This is a genomic window from Streptomyces sp. SCL15-4 (assembly GCF_033366695.1).
In the GTDB taxonomy this organism is placed as follows: Bacteria; Actinomycetota; Actinomycetes; order Streptomycetales; family Streptomycetaceae; genus Streptomyces.
Genome location: NZ_JAOBTQ010000001.1, coordinates 3175672 through 3193535, shown reverse-complemented (window position 1 = coordinate 3193535; position 17864 = coordinate 3175672). Strand labels below are relative to the sequence as shown.

Here is a 17864-nt window from a genome sequence, read left to right as displayed (position 1 = left end):
GTCATGACAGAGGACCCGGTCCTCCCCGCCGCCCGCGAGGCCGGTGCCGACGCGGCGCCGGAGCGCCTGCTCGAAGTCTCGGGGCTGGTCAAGCACTTCCCGGTCAAGGGCGGCTTCCCCGTCAAACGGACCGTCGGCGCCGTCCAGGCCGTCGACGGACTGGACCTGACCGTGCGCGCGGGCGAGAGCTTCGGCCTGGTCGGCGAGTCCGGCTGCGGCAAGTCGACCACCGGCCGGCTGATCACCCGCCTGCTGGAGCCCACCGCCGGAAAGATCACCTACCGCGGCCGGGACATCAGCCACGCCACGCGCAGACAGCTCGCCCCCATCCGTTCCGAAATCCAGATGATCTTCCAGGACCCGTACTCGTCGCTGAACCCGCGGCAGACGGTCGGCAAGATCATCTCCGGGCCGATGGAGATCAACGACATCAATCCCGAGGGCGGCCGGGAGAAGCGGGTCCGCGAACTGCTGGAGATCGTCGGCCTGAACCCCGAGCACTACAACCGGTTCCCGCACGAGTTCTCCGGCGGCCAGCGCCAGCGCATCGGCGTCGCCCGCGCCCTGGCCCTGGAACCCAAGCTGATCGTCGCCGACGAACCGGTCTCCGCGCTCGACGTCTCCATCCAGGCCCAGGTCGTCAACCTGCTCCAGAAGGTGCAGCGGGAACTCGGCATCGCGTTCGTGTTCATCGCGCACGACCTCGCCATCGTCCGGCACTTCTCCCAGCGCGTCGCCGTCATGTACCTCGGCAAGATCATCGAGGTGGGGGACCGCGACTCCATCTACGCCCGGCCGCGCCACCCCTACACCCACGCCCTGCTCTCCGCCGTCCCCGAGGTGACGCCGACGCAGGAGGAGGCGCCCCGGCGCGAGCGCATCCGGCTCGCCGGCGACGTACCGTCCCCCATCTCCCCGCCGTCCGGCTGCCGCTTCCGCACCCGCTGCTGGAAGGCACAGGACAAGTGCGCGGCCGAGGAGCCCCCGCTGGTCCGGCTCCTGGGCAACCGGGAGGGTCATCTGACCGCCTGCCACTTCCCGGAGGACCCGACCATCGAGGCCCGGGACGAGGACATCGTGCTGGACCCGGCCCTGACGGCGCTGGAGGAGCAGCGGACCGACTAGGAGACCGCCGCCCCGGTCCGGGTCCCGGCCGGGGCGGCGGCGGGCCGTCGCCTCCTTCTCAGTAGGTGATGGCCGGCCGGGGCCGGTCCCAGACCACGGTCGCGGCGCAGTGTCCGCCGTCGGTCCGCCGGGCGGTGAAGGTCATCGTCCGGGCGTCACGGTGCAGCGGTGCGTAGAGCGTCACCGGGGTGTCCCGGTCGAGCGTGCCGGCGGCCAGCCCGGTCGGGCCGGCGCCCGCGACCCGCACCGTGACGGACCACCGGACGGCGGCCCCGCAACCCGCCTTCAGCCGCAGGACACCGCCGAGTTCACCGGTGTCGTGGCCGGTGCGCAGGTCGAACGTGGCTCCGACGCCCTTGTCCGGTGCCGGCAGGGACCACCGCCACTGGGTCTTCGCGCAGGTGGCCGGGGGCTGGGTGCCGGCGGGGAGCGCGACGCACTCCGTGGTCACCCGGGGCGCGTCGCCGCGCACGCTGGTCGCGCCCTTCGCCAGGTCGTCCACGGACGTGAAGACGAAGCCCACCGTGGCCGCGAAGACCGTGGCCGTGCCCAGCGCGGTCAGCCGCCTGTTGTCGGCGCGGCTCGTACGCAGCCGGGAGCGCAGGCCGGTCAGTTCCTCCCGCAGCAGGACGATCCCCTTGCTGTGGCAGTCCCGGGCGACGAGGGCCCGCTCGTGCAGCAGGCGCAGCGCGCGCAGTTCCGCTGCGGGCATCGGGTGCCCCCGCCGGTCCTCGACCGCCTCGATCAGCTTGCGCACGAAGTCGTTCCAGGACGGGTGCTGGATGCCGCGCATGCTGCGGGACACGGTGGCCTTGTTGCTGCGGAAGCGGCCGACCATCCTCCCCTGGGTCAGCCCGGCTTCCTCCTTCAGGGCGTCCAGCCTTTCGGCCAGCGCCCGCACTTCGGGCAGGTCCTGTGGCTCCAGGTCCTCTCCCATCTGTCCCCCCTCCGCATTCCCCCAGGTCATGGGGGTTCCCACGAAAAAGTAACGGTTACGGATTTGACGTGACTCCCCGGCGGACGGCGACTGTGGAAGCGACCTGCCGAGCGGCGTGCGCCGCCCGTAGGAAGGAGCTTTCCGATGACCGTCCCGACCTCTCCTCCCACCCCGCGCCGGCCCCGTCCGTGGTGGCCCGCGGTCGTCAGCGGCGTCTGCGGGGGCATTGCCCGGGCCGTCGGCGCGTGGGTACTCGGGCTGTTCGATGTCGACAGCGACTGAGGTGGTTCTGCCCGCGCGTCGCGCGGCGCATTCACAGCAGCGGCCGGGCCACCGTGATGATCTCCGGGCCCGTGGAGGTGAGCGGCGCCCGGTCCCAGTCGCCGTACTGCGCCACCACCGCCAGGCCGGCCTGGGTGAGGAAACCCTCCAGTGTCGCGGCGTCCAGGAAGCGCAGCACGCTGTGCACGGGCCGCGGCGCGGGCCAGTGCGGGCCGGCGTAGGTCTCGGTGAAGCGCACCCGGCCCGGCTCCGGACCGGTGCCGCGCACCTCGTGCCACACCCGCACCGGGGTGCCGTCGGGTGCGGTGATCTCGTGGACGCGGTCCGGGGTCCACCGCTCCCAGGCGCGGGCGCCGGGGTTGCGGGTCTCGAACACGAACCGCCCGCCGTCACGCAGGGCCGCGGCGGCGGCGCGCAGGCAGACCCGGATCTCCTCGTCCGTCACCAGTTCCTGGAAGGCGTGCCCGGTCATCACGACGAGGTCGAACTCCGCCCGCCAGTGCCGCACCCGCACATCACCGAGCACCCACTCGACGTCGCGGCGGGCCCGGCGCGCCCGGACCAGCATGGCCGCGGCCGGATCGAGGCCCACGAGCCGCCCCGGGTGCCCCTCGGCCCGGGCCCGGCGCAGCAGCCGCCCGGTGCCGCACCCGATGTCCAGCACGGAGCCGGCCTCCCGCACCAGCCCGAGGTAGAAGTCGTCACCCGGGCCCCACGGGTTGAGGCTGTCGTACAGCGCGGCGAGCGAGGGATCGGCAAAGGCTTGGTCCACCACCGCGGCAGTGTGACACACGGGACAGGACGGCGGGCCGTGAACCGTGTGGTTGTTGAAATCCCTTGACGAAGAAGGGAGTTGAGCGTGACCCGGACCCGAAGGCGCGGGACGTGCGAGAGGGCCCGCGCCTGGACGGGCGCGGGCCCTCGTCCCCCGGACCGGACGTTCGCGGGCTCGGGTCAATGGGCCGGTGAAAGTCCGCTCCGCAAGGGGGCGGCTGACGGAAAGGGGTGTGTCAGGCCGCCGCCTCGGGGTCCTTGGCAAGGCGCGGAGCGGGCACGGTGTCCGCGGTCTCCGGGTAGTGGCAGGCGGTCAGGTGGCCCGGCTTGTTGCCCTCCGCCCGCACCAGCGGCGGGGCCTCCGTCGCGCACTTCTCGGTCGCCTTCCAGCAGCGGGTGCGGAAGCGGCAGCCGGAGGGCGGGTTGATCGGCGACGGCACATCACCGGTCAGCCGGATGCGCTCGCGCGGCTCCTCGTCCACCGTCGCCTCGGGCACGGCGGACAGCAGGGCCCGGGTGTAGGGGTGGCGGGGGTTGCCGTACAGGTCGTCGCGGTCGGCGATCTCGACGATCTTGCCGAGGTACATGACGGCGACGCGCTGGGAGAAGTGCCGGACGATGGCGAGGTCGTGCGCGATGAACACGAACGCGATGCCGAGTTCCCGCTGCACCTTCTGGAGCAGGTTGACGACCTGGGCCTGGATGGAGACGTCGAGCGCGGAGACCGGTTCGTCGGCGACGATCAGCTTGGGTTCCAGGGCCAGGGCGCGGGCGACGCCGATGCGCTGGCGCTGGCCGCCGGAGAACTCGTGCGGGAACCGGTTGTAGTGCTCGGGGTTCAGGCCGACGATCTCCAGCAGTTCGCGGACCCGCTTCTCCCGGCCGCCCTCGGGATTGATGTCGTTGATCTCCATCGGCCCGGAGATGATCTTGCCGACCGTCTGCCGCGGGTTCAGCGAGGCGTAGGGGTCCTGGAAGATCATCTGGATCTCGGAGCGGATCGGTGCAAGATCCCGGCGGCCGGCATGCGTGATGTCCTGGCCGCGGTAGGTGATCTTGCCGCCGGTCGGCTCCAGCAGGCGGGTGATCAGCCGGCCGGTGGTCGACTTGCCGCAGCCGGACTCGCCGACCAGACCGAGGCTCTCGCCCTCGGCGACCTGGAAGTCCAGCCCGTCGACGGCCTGGACGGCGCCGACGGTCCGCTTGATGGGAAAGCCGCCCTTGATCGGGAAGTGCTTGGTGAGCCCGGAGACGTCCAGGAGGGGGGTGGTGCTGCTCATGGTGGTGAAGTCCCGTCTGAAGACCGTCAGTGGGTGCGGGCCGCGACGTAGTCGGAGAACAACTCGCGCTTCTGTTCCGGTGTCAGATGGCAGGCGGCGGCCCGGCCGTCCACGAACTCCAGCGCGGGCGACTCACCGGAGCACCGCCCGCCGGCCACCTTGTCGGCGAACGCGCACCGGGGGTGGAAGCGGCAGCCGGACGGCGGGTTGAGCAGGGAGGGCGGCGAGCCCGGGATCGGCGACAGCGGTACGTCGACCGGCCCGTCCAGGCTCGGCATCGAGCCGAGCAGTCCCAGCGTGTACGGGTGCTGCGGGCTCTGGAGCACTTCCTTCTTGGTGCCGCGCTCCACGCACCGGCCGCCGTACATCACCAGCACGTCGTCCGCGATGTCCGCGATGACGCCCAGGTCGTGCGTGATGAAGATGATCGCGGTGCCGAACTCCTGCTGGAGGTCCTTCAGCAGGTCCATGATCTGCGCCTGGACCGTCACGTCGAGGGCCGTGGTCGGCTCGTCGGCGATCAGCAGCTCGGGGTCGCAGACCAGCGCCATGGCGATCATCGCGCGCTGGCGCATACCGCCGGAGAACTGGTGCGGATAGTCGTCCACCCGGACGTCGGGCTGCGGGATGCCGACCCGGCGGAGCATCTCCACCGAGCGCTCCCGGGCCTCCTTCTTGGAGCAGCCGGTGTGCTTGCGGTAGGTCTCGCCGATCTGCGCGCCGATGGTGTGGTACGGCGACAGCGAGGCCAGCGCGTCCTGGAAGATCATCGACATCTTGTTGCCGCGGAGCTGCTCCAGCTCCTTCTCGGTGGCGGTGGTCAGCTCCTTGCCGTCGAGCAGGATCTCGCCGTCGAGGGCGGTGTTGCGCGGGTCGTGCAGGCCGAGGACCGCCATGTTGGTGACGGACTTGCCGGAGCCGGACTCGCCGACGATGCCGAGGGTCTTGCCCTTCTCCAGGTCGAAGGAGAGCCCGTCGACGGCCTTGACGATGCCGTCCTCGGTGGAGAAGTGCACCTTGAGGTCGCGGACGGAGAGGAAGGGGGTGCTCATGGGTCTCTCCTTATGCGAGGCGCACGCGCGGGTCGATCAGGGCGTACACGGCGTCCACGAGGATGTTGAAGACGACGATCGCGGCGGCCGCGACCATGATGACACCCAGCAGGATCGGCAGGTCGTTGGTGCCGACCGCCTTCACCGAGAGCATGCCGAGACCCTGGAGGCTGAAGGTCGACTCGGTGATGATCGCGCCGCCGAGCAGCACACCGAGGTCGAGGCCGAAGATGGTGACGATCGGGCCCATGGCGCCGCGCCAGGCGAACCGGAAGAACACCGTACGGCGCGACAGGCCCTTGGCACGGGCGGTGCGGACGTAGTCCTGCGTGAGCGTCTCCACCATCTGGGAGCGCGTCATACGGGTGTAGTTGGCGGTGAAGATCAGCGACAGCACCAGCCACGGCACCAGCAGGCCGGAGAACCACTTGCCCGGGTTGTCGGTGAACGGCGTGTAGCTGGCCCGGTCCAGCAGGTGCAGCTGGTCCACCAGGAGGTAGGTGGCGAGCACACCGACGACGTAGATCTGCATCGAGGACGCGATCAGCGAGGCCGAGCTGGCGATCTTGTCCAGCGCCCTGCCCTGCTTGACGGCGGCCAGCATGCCGGTGCCGACACCGAAGATCAGGAAGACCACGGCAGCGCCCAGGGACAGGGAGATCGTGGTGGGGAAGCGGTCCAGGATGGTGTCCAGCACCGGCTCACGGCTCTGGAACGAGTAACCCAGGCAGGGCGCGTCACAGTGTCCGAACGCCGCGTAGTCCCGCCCCACGAACAGGCCCTTGAGCCATTCCCAGTACTGCATGGGGAGCGGATCGGAGATGCCCAGGTTCTTCTTCACCAGTTCCAGGGTTTCCTGGGTGCAGACCTTGCCGCACGCGATGCGGGCGGGGTCGCGCGGAGCGGCGTAGAACAGGACGAACACCAGGGCGCTGATGATCAGCAGAATCACCGCGGCGCCGAGGATCCGGCGGATGAGGAAGCGGAACATGGCAGTTGGGATTTCCTGACGGATGCCGTAGGGGGAAGAGACGGCGGGGCGGCACCGGGGCCGCCCCGCCTAAGGGGCCGTACGTCAGGCCTTGACGAAGGTCTTGTACAGCAGCGTGGCGGAGAAGTTCGGGTCGAACTGCGCGCCGCCGACCTTGTTCCCGTAGACGTAGAAGCGACGCTGGTACGTCTCCGGGATCATCGGGGCGACCTCCTCCATGATCCGCTTGTCGAGCGCGGCCCAGGCCTTGCCGGCCTCCTCCTGGTCCGGGATGACCGCGTTCTTCTTGATGCCCTCGTTGATCCAGGCAACGTTGGTCTGCGAGACGTTGTTCTTGCCGTCGCCGATGGCCTCGCCGTCGAGCAGCGGCTGGATCATCGTGAACGCGGTCGGCCAGTCCGGGGACCAGCCGCCCCACATCACGTCGTAGCTGTTGTCGATCTGCTGGACCTGGTCGTAGTACGCCGTGGAGTCCAGCGGCTTGATCACCGGGGTGAAGCCGGCCGCCTTCAGCGCGTTCTCGATGACGACCTTGGTCTTGTTGTAGGTCGGGTCGTTCGGGAAGGCGTAGACGATCTTCTGGCCTTCCTTGCCGGCCTCCTTCAGCAGCTTCTTCGCGGCCTCCGGGTCGCCCTGCGGCTTCTTCAGCTTGTTGTACACATCGGTCTTCTGGTAGCCGATGATGTCGGGGCTGAGGACCGAGGTGGCGAAGTCGCCGGCCGACGGGCCGCCGTAGATCTGCCGGATCTGCTGGAGCGGCCAGGCGTGGATCAGGGCCTGGCGGACCTTCAGGTCGGTGACGCGCTTGGTGTTGATCCAGTAGAAGTAGGTGCCGGTGAGCAGGCCGTTGAAGGTGCGCTTCTTCAGGTCCGGGTCCGTGAGGACCTTCTGGATGCGCTCCGCCGGGACGCCCTTGTAGATGGAGACGGCGTAGGCGTCGTTGCCCTGCGAGGCGATGAGGCGGTCGACGCCGTCCAGCGTCTCGACACCGAAGCGGAACTCGAAGCTGTCCGGGTAGGCGTTGCGGATCGGGTCGGTCTTCGGGTCCCAGTGCTTGTTGCGGACCAGCACCATCGACTTGTCGGTGGTGTGCGCCTTGACCATGTACGGGCCGGAGGCGACGGGCTTCTTGTCGTACTTCTCCTTGGTGTCCAGCTTCGCCGGCACCGGGGCGTAGGAGTGCATCGCCAGGGTGAAGTTGAAGTCCGGCTTGGCCTCGGCCAGCTTGAAGGTGATCGTCCGCTTCGCCTTGTCGGTGACGATCGAGTCGAGGTGCTTGCCCTTGTACGGGCCCTCGTACGTGTCACGCCACTTGCCGGCCTTGCCGGTCAGCGCCCGCTGGACGTAGTCGGCGCCCTCGGTGATGAACGTCGCCCAGGCGCGCTCGATGCCGTGGCGGACGTCCTCGACGGTCAGCTCGCTGCCGTCCTCCCACTTCAGACCCTCCTTCAGCGTGAAGGTCCAGGTCTTGTTGTCGGCAGAGGCGGTGCCGGTGTCGGTGGCCAGGTCGCCGACCAGCTTCTGCTTGCCGGAGGCGTCGATCTTGTAGCCGGTCAGGCAGCGGTGCAGCACGTTCGCGACCGTGGAGTTGTACGCGTAGTAGATGCGCTGCGGGTCCAGGTGCGAGAAGTCGTCCGGCGCCAGGCCGTAGATCGTCCCGCCCTTCTTCGCGCCGGGGACCTCCGGGGCCGGGCCGGTGGAGTCGGCCTGGGTGCCGACGGTGACCTTGGCGCCGGTGTACTCGGTGGCGCCGGCCTTCGAGGTGCTGCCGCCGCCGCCCCCGTCACCGCTGCTGCACGCGGACAGCAGCGTCGAGCCCGCGGCCGCGACAGAGGTGGCGATCAGGAAGTTTCTGCGGGAAAAGGACATGGCTGGCCTGTTCTGCTGGAGGAAAGAAGTGGTGCTGGAACCCCGGCCGGGCCCCGTCGCCGTGGCCGGGGATGGAGTTCAGCGCTTGGTCTTGGGGTCCAGGGCGTCGCGGACCGAGTCACCGAGGAGGTTGAAGGCGACGACGAAGAGCACCATCGACAGACCCGGGAAGAGCATGAACGTGATGTCGTCCTGGTACACCTTGGCGCCGTTCTGGATCATCACGCCCCAGTCGGGGGTGGGGTCCGTCAGGCCGACGCCGACGAAGGCGAGGCCCGCCTCCGCCGTCACGTACGCGGGCAGCATGAGCGTCGCCTGGATGAGGATCGGCGTCCACAGGTTCGGCAGCAGTTCCTTGAAGATGATCCGCGCCGGGGAGGCGCCGGTGACCTTGGCCGCCTCGACGAACTCCCGCTCGCGCAGGGCGAGCACCTCGCCGCGCAGCAGTCGGGCGATGGAGGCCCAGCCGAAGGCCGTCATCACGAGGATGAGGCTGGTGACGGTCAGCCAGACCGGGGTGTTCTCCTCCGGCGAGACGAAGATCGCCAGCACCACGGGCCAGAAGGCGATGAAGAAGAGCGTCTGCGGGAACGCCAGCAGGATGTCGATCACCCGGCCGACGAAGTAGTCCGTCTTGCCGCCGAGGTAGCCGGCGGTGACGCCGATGACGATGCCGAGCAGGGTCGTCAGCAGGGCGGCCGCGGTCGCGATCAGCAGCGAGTTGCGGATGGCGTAGAGCAGGAAGGTGAAGACGTCCCGGCCGAGCTGCGGCTCGATGCCGAACCAGAAGTCGGAGCTGATGCCGCCGTTGGGCTTGACCGGGTAGTTGAACTCGTTCAGCAGGCCCGGGATGTTCATGCCGTAGGTGGTGTACGGGTCCTTGCCGTACACCTTGGCGATGAGCGGGGCCAGGATGCCGACGACGAAGAAGAAGATCACCACGAAGGCGGATATGACGCCCGTCCGGTCCCGCTTGAAGCGGATCCAGGCCAGCCGTCCCGGAGATCGGCTTTCGCTGCCCTGGGGGATGCCGGGCTTCGCCGATGAGGCGCTGTCTTCGTCGGTCACCTCGAGAGGGGCGGCCGGGGAAGGGGTTGCGGGGGTCATGATGCTCCGTGCCTTGTGGGTCAAGGCTCCGCAGGGCGCTCCCCTACGGGCTACGCCGGACTTTTTCAACGCAATTCATTCAAGGTCAATAAATTCTCGGCCGCCTTGGTTTTCTCTTTACCTTCTTTACTCTGCCTTGATCGTTCCGTAGCTACGCGGGTAGCGCGCCGTAATCAATCCGTGCTTCACATCGGACTAATCGCGCGAAACGGGCAAGGCGTTCGATATGCGGACGGTGGAGTGTCGACATGCGTACATCACCCCGTCCCAATCCAACGTTTCGGCATCGTTACGCGTAGATCTATTGCGCTCGATGGTCAAGATCATCGGTGGCCGGGGGAGGGGTGCCTGCATTCGGATGACGTGTCCCCCCAAAGGCCGCCTTTTCGGGCGGTAGGCGGGAGCCGTGCGCGGTATGTCTCCCTATCGACCGGTACTCGTTTCCAGGCGCAGGAGGAGGCACGCCATGCGGCGCAGCACGCACGCCCGATGGGCCACCGGCGCGGCGGCGCTGGTGCTGGTGTCCGCCGCCGCGGGCTGCGGGAGCGTCGGCGCGGGCGGCAACGGCGGCGCGGTGCTCAGCTCCTCCTGGGGCGATCCGCAGAACCCGCTGGAGCCGGCCAACACCAACGAGGTGCAGGGCGGCAAGGTCCTCGACATGATCTTCCGGGGCCTGAAGCGGTACGACCCGAGGACGGGCGAGGCCCGCGACTGGCTGGCCCGCTCCATCGAGACCCGGGACTCGCGGAACTTCACCGTCCGTCTCCGGCGCGGCTGGTCCTTCTCGAATGGCGAGAAAGTGACCGCCCGTTCCTTCGTGGACGCCTGGAACTACGGGGCGAGCCTGCGCAACAACCAGAAGAACGCCTACTTCTTCGGCTACATCGACGGCTACGACCAGGTCCACCCCGCCGCCGGCCGCCAGCGCGCCGACACCCTCAGCGGACTGAAGGTGCTGGACGACCACACCTTCACCGTCCGGCTCAACCAGAAGTTCTCCGGCTTCCCCGACACCCTCGGCTACGCGGCCTTCGCCCCGCTGCCGCGCGCCTTCTTCACCGACCACGCGGCCTGGGTGCGCAAGCCGGTCGGCAACGGCCCCTACGCCATCGCGTCCTATACCAGGGGCTCGCAGATGTACCTGAGGAGGTGGGACGGCTACCCCGGCCCGGACAAGGCCCGCAACGACGGCGTCACCCTCCTGGTGTACACCGACAGCAACACCGCCTACACCGACCTCCTGGCCGGCAACCTCGACCTCGCCGACGACATCCCCGCCGCCCAGCTGAAGAACGTCCGCGGCGACCTGGGCGACCGCTACCTCAACACCCCCGCGGGCATCCTCCAGACCCTGGCCTTCCCCTCGTACGACAAGGCCTGGAGCGGACCCGGCGCGGAGAAGGTCCGCACCGGGCTGTCCATGGCGATCGACCGCCGGCAGATCACCGGCACGATCTTCCGCGGGACCCGCACCCCGGCCACCGACTGGACCTCACCGGTGCTCGGCGCGGCCGGCGGCTACAAGAAGGGACTGTGCGGCCGCGCCTGCGACTACGACCCCGGCCGCGCCCGCGAGCTGATCGAGGAAGGCGGCGGCATCCCCGGCGGCCGGCTCACCCTCACCTACAACGCGGACTCCGGCTCGCACCGGCAGTGGGTCGACGCGGTGTGCAACTCCATCAACAACGCGCTGCGCGACGAACGGGCCTGCGTCGGCAACCCGGTCGGCACCTTCGCCGACTTCCGCGAACAACTCGGCCGGCACCGGATGACCGGCCCGTTCCGGGCGGGCTGGCAGATGGACTACCCGCTCATCCAGAACTTCCTCCAGCCCCTCTACTACACCGGCGCCTCCTCCAACGACGGCGCCTGGTCGAACGAGGACTTCGACCGGCTGGTCGACCGCGCCAACGCCGAGACCGACCCCGCCCGTTCCGTCGCCCTCTTCCAGCGGGCCGAGGAGGTCGTCCGGGACCACATGGCCGCCATCCCGCTGTGGTACCAGAACGGCAACGCCGGCTACTCCGAGCGGCTGTCCCACGTGGCGCTCAACCCCTTCAGCGTCCCGGTCTACAACGAGATCAGGGTCGGCTGAGCCCATGGGACGCCATGTCCTGCGCCGGCTGCTCCAGATGATCCCGGTGTTCGTCGGCGCCACGCTGCTGATCTTCCTGATGGTCAACGTGATGGGCGATCCCGTCGCCGGGCTGTGCGGGGAGCGGGCCTGCGATCCGGCGACCGCGGCCCGGCTCCGCCGGGAGTTCGGCCTCGACCAGCCGGTGTGGCGGCAGTACCTCACCTACATGGGCAAGGTCTTCACCGGCGACTTCGGTACGGCGTTCAACGGGCAGCCGGTCACCGAGCTGATGGCGTCGGCGTTCCCGGTCACCGTCCGGCTGACGGTCGTGGCCGTCCTCTTCGAGGTGGTCGTCGGCGTCACGCTGGGCGTGGTCACCGGGCTCCGGCGCGGCCGGCCCGTGGACACCGGGGTGCTGCTGGCCACCCTGGTGGTGATCTCCGTGCCGACCTTCGTCACCGGCCTGCTGCTGCAACTGCTGTTCGGCATCAAGTGGCAGTGGATCCGGCCCTCGGTGCGCGGCGGCGGTTTCGACGAGCTGATCGTGCCCGGCCTGGTCCTCGCCTCCGTCTCGCTCGCCTACGTCACCCGGCTGACCCGGACCTCCCTCGCGGAGAACCGGCGCTCCGACTACGTCCGCACGGCCGTCGCCAAGGGCCTGCCCCGGCACCGCGTCGTCACCCGGCACCTGCTGCGCAACTCGCTCATCCCCGTGGTCACCTTCATCGGCACCGACATCGGCGCGCTGATGGGCGGCGCGATCGTCACCGAGCGGATCTTCAACATCCACGGCGTCGGCTACCAGCTCTACCAGGGCATCCTGCGCCAGAACAGCCAGACGGTCGTCGGCTTCGTGACCGTGCTGGTCCTCGTCTTCCTGGTGGCCAACCTGCTCGTCGACCTGCTGTACGCCGTACTCGACCCGAGGATCCGCCATGCCTGAACAGCACCTTGAGCCCGAGGGCGCGATCGCCGGCACCGGGATGGGCGGCGCGATGGACCTCGGCGCGAGCGAGGCCGTCACGCTGGAGGGGGCGCCGGGCGGACCCCGGGGGCCGGGGCCGGCCGGCCGGCCCCGCTCGCTGTGGTCCGACGCCTGGCGGGACCTGCGCCGCAACCCCGTCTTCCTGCTGTCGGCCCTGGTCATCTGCTTCCTGCTGCTCATCTCCCTGTGGCCCTCGCTGATCGCCTCCGGCTCGCCCCTGAGCTGCGACCTGGCCAGGTCCCAGGACGGCCCAGCCCCCGGCGCCCCCTTCGGCTACGACGGCCAGGGCTGCAACGTCTACACGCGCACCGTCCACGGCGCCCGTACGTCCGTCACGGTCGGCCTGTGCGCCACGCTCGGGGTGGCCCTGCTCGGGTCGGTGCTCGGCGGGCTCGCGGGCTACTTCGGCGGGGTCTGGGACGCGCTGCTGTCCCGGCTGACCGACATCTTCTTCGCCATCCCGGTCGTCCTCGGCGGACTGGTCCTGCTGTCCGTGGTCGCCTCCACGACGGTCTGGCCGGTCGTCGGGTTCATGGTGCTGCTGGGCTGGCCGCAGATCTCCCGGATCGCGCGCGGCTCGGTCATCACCGTCAAGCAGAACGACTACGTCCAGGCCGCCCGCGCCCTCGGCGCCTCCGACACCCGGATCCTGCTCAGGCACATCGCTCCGAACGCGGTGGCGCCCGTCATCGTCGTCGCGACCATCGCGCTCGGCACCTACATCGCCCTGGAGGCGACCCTCTCCTACCTCGGCGTCGGCCTGAGGCCCCCCAGCGTCTCCTGGGGCATCGACATCTCCGCCGCCTCCCCCTTCATCCGCAACGCCCCGCACGCCCTGCTGTGGCCCTCGGGCGCCCTGGCCGTCACGGTGCTGGCCTTCATCATGCTCGGCGACGCGGTCCGCGACGCCCTCGACCCGAAGCTGAGGTGATGGTGCCGTGCTGCTCGAAGTGCGCGACCTGCGCGTGGAGTTCCGGACCCGGGACGGGGTCGCCCGAGCCGTCGACGGGGTCGACTGCACGGTGGACGCGGGCGAGACGCTGGCCGTGCTCGGCGAGTCCGGGTCCGGCAAGTCCGTCACCGCGCAGGCCGTGATGGGCATCCTCGACACCCCGCCCGGCCGGATCACCGGCGGGCGCGTCCTGTTCCAGGGGCGGGACCTGCTGGCGCTGAAGGAGCGGGAGCGGCGCGGGATCCGCGGCGCCGCCATGGCGATGATCTTCCAGGACGCGCTGTCGGCCCTCAACCCGGTGCTCACCGTCGGGGACCAGCTCGGCGAGATGTTCGTGGTGCACCGGGGGATGTCCCGCAGGGACGCGCGGGCCCGGGCGGTGGAGCTGATGGACCGGGTGCGCATCCCGGCGGCGGCCCAGCGGGTGCGCGACTACCCGCACCAGTTCTCCGGCGGTATGCGCCAGCGCGTCATGATCGCGATGGCGCTGGCGCTGCGGCCGGCGCTCGTCATCGCCGACGAGCCCACCACCGCCCTGGACGTCACGGTCCAGGCCCAGGTCATGGACCTGCTCGCGGAGCTGCGCCGCGAGTACCGCATGGGACTGATCCTGATCACCCACGACCTCGGCGTCGTCGCGGACGTCGCCGACCGGATCGCGGTGATGTACGCCGGGAGGATCGTCGAGTCCGCGCCCGTGCGCGACCTCTACCGGGCCCCGGCCCACCCCTACACCCGCGGCCTGCTCGACTCCGTGCCCCGCCTGGACCGCAAGGGCCGGGAGCTGTACGCCATCAAGGGCCTGCCGCCGAACCTCACGCGCGTCCCGCCCGGCTGCTCCTTCCACCCGCGCTGCCCGATGGCCCGGGAGGTGTGCCGTACCGACGTGCCCCCGCTGTACGAGGTGCCCGGCGGCCGGGGCAGCGCCTGCCACTTCTGGAGGGAGTGCCTCGGTGGCTGAGCCGATCCTGGAGGCGACCGGTCTGGTCAAGCACTACCCCCTCACCCGGGGCGTGCTCCGGCGCCGGCAGAGCGGCGCGGTGAAGGCGGTCGACGGCGTCGACTTCGCGCTCGGCCGCGGCGAGACGCTCGGCCTGGTCGGCGAGTCGGGGTGCGGCAAGTCGACGGTGGCCCGGCTGCTGTGCCATCTGGAGCGCCCGACGGCCGGCACCGTCAGGTTCAAGGGCGAGGACGTCACCGGGCTGTCCGGCCGGGCGCTGAAGGCCGTGCGCCGCAGCATCCAGATGGTCTTCCAGGACCCCTACACCTCGCTCAACCCCCGGATGACGGTCGGGGACATCGTCGGGGAGCCGTACGAGATCCACCCTGAGGTGGCCCCGAAGGGCGACCGGCGGCGCCGGGTGCGGGAGCTGCTGGACGTGGTCGGGCTCGACCCGGAGTACGCGAACCGCTACCCGCACCAGTTCTCCGGCGGACAGCGCCAGCGCATCGGCATCGCCCGGGCGCTGGCGCTGCGGCCCGAGGTCGTGGTCGCCGACGAGCCGGTGTCCGCCCTCGACGTCTCGGTCCAGGCCCAGGTGGTCAACCTGCTGGCCCGGCTCCAGGCGGAGTTCGGCCTCGCGTACGTCTTCATCGCGCACGACCTGTCGGTGGTGCGGCACCTCTCGGACCGGGTCGGGGTGATGTACCTGGGCCGGATCGTGGAGAGCGGACCCGGCGACGCGATCTACGACCACCCGACCCACCCCTACACCCAGGCCCTGCTCTCCGCCGTGCCCGTGCCCGACCCGGCCGCCCGCGACCGGCGCGAGCGGATCATCCTCACCGGGGACGTGCCCTCGCCGACGGCCGTGCCCTCCGGGTGCCGCTTCCGCACCCGCTGCTGGAAGGCGCGCGAGCGGTGCGCGCGGGAGGTGCCGGCGCTGGCGGTGCCGGCCGCGTTCCGGGACGCTCCCGGGCCCGTGGCCCACCCGTCGGCCTGTCACTTCGCCGAGGAGGCCGGGCCGGCCGGGGGCTCCGCGCCGGGAGCGGTTCCGCCCGGGGAGCCTTGAGGGAACGGGAACGGGAACGGGCCGGGGTGACAAGGTGCACCCCGGCCCGTTTACGGCACCCGCACGGCCGTACGCAGTTCAGGCTGCCGTGTCCGTATATCGGTACCGCTTCCGCGAAGTTGCCTGTGTGTTACGGGTGTTCACGGGCGCCTCACCGGAGGCAGGGAGCGCCGGAGGAAGTCCAGCTGGAGGCGGAGCAGGTTCTCGGCGACGGTCTCCTGCGGGGTCATGTGGGTGACCCCGGACAGCGGCAGCACCTCGTGCGGCCGGCCGGCGGCCAGCAGCGCGGAGGACAGCCGCAGCGAGTGGGCGACCACGACGTTGTCGTCCGCCAGGCCGTGGATCACCATCATCGGGCGGTGCGGCGCGGCCGGGTCGACCAGGCCCGTGTCGTCGATCACCGAGTTGCGGCGGTAGACCTCCGGCTGCTCGCCCGGGTCGCCGAGGTAGCGCTCCTGGTAGTGGGTGTCGTAGAGCCTGAGGTCGGTGACGGGCGCGCCGACCACCGCCGCGTGGAAGACGTCCGGGCGGCGCAGCACCGCCAGCGCCGCCAGATAGCCGCCGAAGGACCAGCCCCGGATCGCCACCCGGTCCAGGTCCAGCGGGTACCGCTCGGCGAGCGCGTGCAGCGCGTCGACCTGGTCCTGGAGCACCACCGCCGCCACGTCGTCCCGGATCGCCTTCTCCCAGCCCGGAGAGCGGCCCGGGGTGCCCCGGCCGTCGGCGACGATCACCGCGAAACCCTGGTCGGCGAACCACTGCGAGGTGAGGTGGGCGTTGTGCGCGGCCACCACCCGCTGGCCGTGCGGACCGCCGTAGGGGTCGAGGAGGACCGGCAGGGGAGTGTCACCGGGGTAGTCCCGAGGCATAAGCACGGCGCATGGGATTCGGCGTGCGCCCCCCTCGGTGAGCGTCACCCGCACCGGCAGGCCCGGGTCCTCGGCGAACGACCGGACCGTGGCCGCCGGCTTCCCGTCGCACAGCACCCGGACCCGGCTGCCGGGCCGGTCCAGGGCCGCGGACACCAGGACGGTGACGCCCGCGGAGCGCACCGCCGCGTGCACACCGGGCTCCTCCGACACGCGTTCCACACCCAACTCGTTCACCCTGTACACGTGAACTTCGCCAATTTCCGGCTCCGCGGCCTCCGGACCGGAAGAGGCGGAAACCAATACGTCACGCGAACCCACGTCCAGAACCGCACGAATGTGCAACTGCCCGCTGGTCAGCGGCCGTTCGCCGACCGTCAGCACCCGTGCGCCGCCCTCGTCCGCGATGCGGACAAGCTGCCCGGAGGGGCTCCAGCAGGGCACACCGGCGAAAAGTTCCAGCCAATCTGGGTCCTCGTCGGCGTGCACCATCCGCGTGGCCCCGGAATCCGGGTCCGCGGCCAGGAACAGCTGGCTGCGCTGGTCCCGCGCCTGCACCAGCAGCAGCGGCGCACCCGCCTCTGACCAGTGCACTCGTGCCAGATACGGATAGCGCGCCCGGTCCCAGAGGACCTCCGTGCGGCTCCCGTCCAGGCCGTAGACGAACAGCTGTACGTCCGCGTTGGGGGTGCCCGCCGCCGGGTAGCGGATGTTGTGTGGCTCACGTTCCGGTCGGGCCGGATCGGCGATCCACCACCTCTGTACCGGCGTGTCGTCCACGCGCGCCACGAGCAGCCGGTCCGACGTCGGAGCCCACCAGAAGCCCCGCGAACGCGCCATCTCCTCGGCCGCGACGAACTCCGCGAGCCCGTAGGAGACCTCCGCCGACTCCGGCTCGGCCAGCGCCCGGTCGCCGTCCCCCTCGGCGCCCACCACCCGCAGCGCGCCTCCGCAGACGTAGGCGACATGCCGTCCGTCCGGAGCCGGACGAGGGTCGATCACCGGCCCCGGCACGGTCAGCTCGCGCGCCGTCCCGGCCCGCAGCTCCGCCGTGAAAAGCCGCCCTGACAAGGCGAAGGACGCCAACTCCACGGAAGTGTCGGTGGCATAACCGACGATGCCGGCACCGCCCTCGCGGCTCCGTTCGCGGCGGGCCCGCTCCTCGGCCGACAGCTCTTCGCGGGCGCCCCCGAGCAGCGCCGCGGGATCGGCCGCCAGGCGCTCGGTGCCGCCCGGAAGATCCAGAACCCACAGGGAGTTGGCCCGGTCGGTGCCCGAGCCGGAACGCAGGAACGCGACACGCGTGCCGTCGGGCGCCACCGTGAACGCGCGCGGCGCGCCGAGCGTGAACCGCTGCGTCCGGGCGTGCCGGCGGGGGAAGGAGTCAGCCTCGTTCGTCATACCCCGACCATATTGGCCATGCGCCCCCTTGTGCGGCTGTGCGCCGAGCGATGCGCGCACACGGATAGTTATGATCACTACCGCTGTGTGGGTATGAACCCGCTTGCTCCTGCATGGATTTGCTCAACTGATCTGGAACCCGCCGCGTCCC

15 protein-coding genes are annotated in these 17864 nt (G+C 70.4%); 7 read left to right on the top strand and 8 right to left on the bottom strand.

Features of this window, described 5'->3' with window-relative positions:
* The first annotated feature begins 3 nt into the window (after window positions 1–3).
* Window positions 4–1125, top strand: coding sequence for a dipeptide ABC transporter ATP-binding protein (locus SCK26_RS13665; RefSeq protein ID WP_318201582.1), 1122 nt, complete (start codon window positions 4–6; stop codon window positions 1123–1125).
* Window positions 1126–1183: 58 nt separating this feature from the next.
* Here the strand turns inward: SCK26_RS13665 and SCK26_RS13660 are convergent, their stop codons facing one another.
* Window positions 1184–2062, bottom strand: coding sequence for a helix-turn-helix domain-containing protein (locus SCK26_RS13660; protein WP_318201581.1), 879 nt, complete (start codon window positions 2060–2062; stop codon window positions 1184–1186).
* A gap of 144 nt (window positions 2063–2206) precedes the next feature.
* Between SCK26_RS13660 and SCK26_RS13655 the strand changes: the two genes are divergently transcribed.
* On the top strand, window positions 2207–2344 hold the full coding sequence (locus tag SCK26_RS13655) for a hypothetical protein (protein WP_318201580.1): 138 nt from the start codon (window positions 2207–2209) through the stop codon (window positions 2342–2344).
* A gap of 31 nt (window positions 2345–2375) precedes the next feature.
* On the opposite strand, the gene SCK26_RS13650 is transcribed toward SCK26_RS13655, so the two are convergent.
* The 6 genes from SCK26_RS13650 to SCK26_RS13625 form a co-directional block, all read right to left on the bottom strand.
* On the bottom strand, window positions 2376–3119 hold the full coding sequence (locus SCK26_RS13650) for a class I SAM-dependent methyltransferase (RefSeq protein ID WP_318201579.1): 744 nt from the start codon (window positions 3117–3119) through the stop codon (window positions 2376–2378).
* 235 nt (window positions 3120–3354) lie between these two features.
* The gene (locus SCK26_RS13645) at window positions 3355–4398 is read right to left on the bottom strand and encodes a dipeptide ABC transporter ATP-binding protein (RefSeq protein ID WP_318201578.1); all 1044 of its coding nucleotides are present in this window, start codon (window positions 4396–4398) and stop codon (window positions 3355–3357) included.
* A gap of 26 nt (window positions 4399–4424) precedes the next feature.
* Entirely contained in the window at window positions 4425–5450 is a 1026-nt protein-coding gene (locus SCK26_RS13640; protein ID WP_318201577.1) for an ABC transporter ATP-binding protein, read from the bottom strand.
* A 10-nt stretch (window positions 5451–5460) separates the two neighbouring features.
* The gene (locus SCK26_RS13635) at window positions 5461–6441 is read right to left on the bottom strand and encodes an ABC transporter permease (RefSeq protein WP_318201576.1); all 981 of its coding nucleotides are present in this window, start codon (window positions 6439–6441) and stop codon (window positions 5461–5463) included.
* Window positions 6442–6525: 84 nt separating this feature from the next.
* A complete protein-coding gene (locus SCK26_RS13630; protein ID WP_318201575.1) occupies window positions 6526–8310 on the bottom strand; it encodes an ABC transporter substrate-binding protein in 1785 nt (594 codons plus the stop codon).
* Between the two features lie 78 nt (window positions 8311–8388).
* Entirely contained in the window at window positions 8389–9417 is a 1029-nt protein-coding gene (locus SCK26_RS13625) for an ABC transporter permease (protein WP_318201574.1), read from the bottom strand.
* A 466-nt stretch (window positions 9418–9883) separates the two neighbouring features.
* On the opposite strand from SCK26_RS13625, the gene SCK26_RS13620 reads away from it, so the two are divergent.
* From SCK26_RS13620 to SCK26_RS13600, 5 genes are read left to right on the top strand one after another with little or no spacing between them, the layout of a single operon-like run.
* Window positions 9884–11512 (top strand): ABC transporter substrate-binding protein, encoded by a 1629-nt coding sequence (locus SCK26_RS13620; RefSeq protein ID WP_318201573.1) that lies wholly within the window; start codon window positions 9884–9886, stop codon window positions 11510–11512.
* Window positions 11513–11516: 4 nt separating this feature from the next.
* Entirely contained in the window at window positions 11517–12437 is a 921-nt protein-coding gene (locus SCK26_RS13615) for an ABC transporter permease (RefSeq protein WP_318201572.1), read from the top strand.
* Window positions 12430–13410: an ABC transporter permease gene (locus tag SCK26_RS13610; protein WP_318201571.1), complete on the top strand. Its 981-nt coding sequence runs from the start codon at window positions 12430–12432 to the stop codon at window positions 13408–13410. The genes SCK26_RS13615 and SCK26_RS13610 overlap by 8 nt, the downstream gene beginning before the upstream one ends.
* A 7-nt stretch (window positions 13411–13417) precedes the next feature.
* Entirely contained in the window at window positions 13418–14392 is a 975-nt protein-coding gene (locus SCK26_RS13605) for an ABC transporter ATP-binding protein (RefSeq protein WP_318201570.1), read from the top strand.
* Window positions 14385–15443: a dipeptide ABC transporter ATP-binding protein gene (locus SCK26_RS13600; protein WP_318201569.1), complete on the top strand. Its 1059-nt coding sequence runs from the start codon at window positions 14385–14387 to the stop codon at window positions 15441–15443. The genes SCK26_RS13605 and SCK26_RS13600 overlap by 8 nt, the downstream gene beginning before the upstream one ends.
* A 140-nt stretch (window positions 15444–15583) precedes the next feature.
* Here SCK26_RS13600 and SCK26_RS13595 read toward each other — a convergent pair whose 3' ends face one another.
* A complete protein-coding gene (locus SCK26_RS13595; RefSeq protein ID WP_318201568.1) occupies window positions 15584–17713 on the bottom strand; it encodes a S9 family peptidase in 2130 nt (709 codons plus the stop codon).
* Between the last annotated feature and the right edge of the window lie 151 nt (window positions 17714–17864).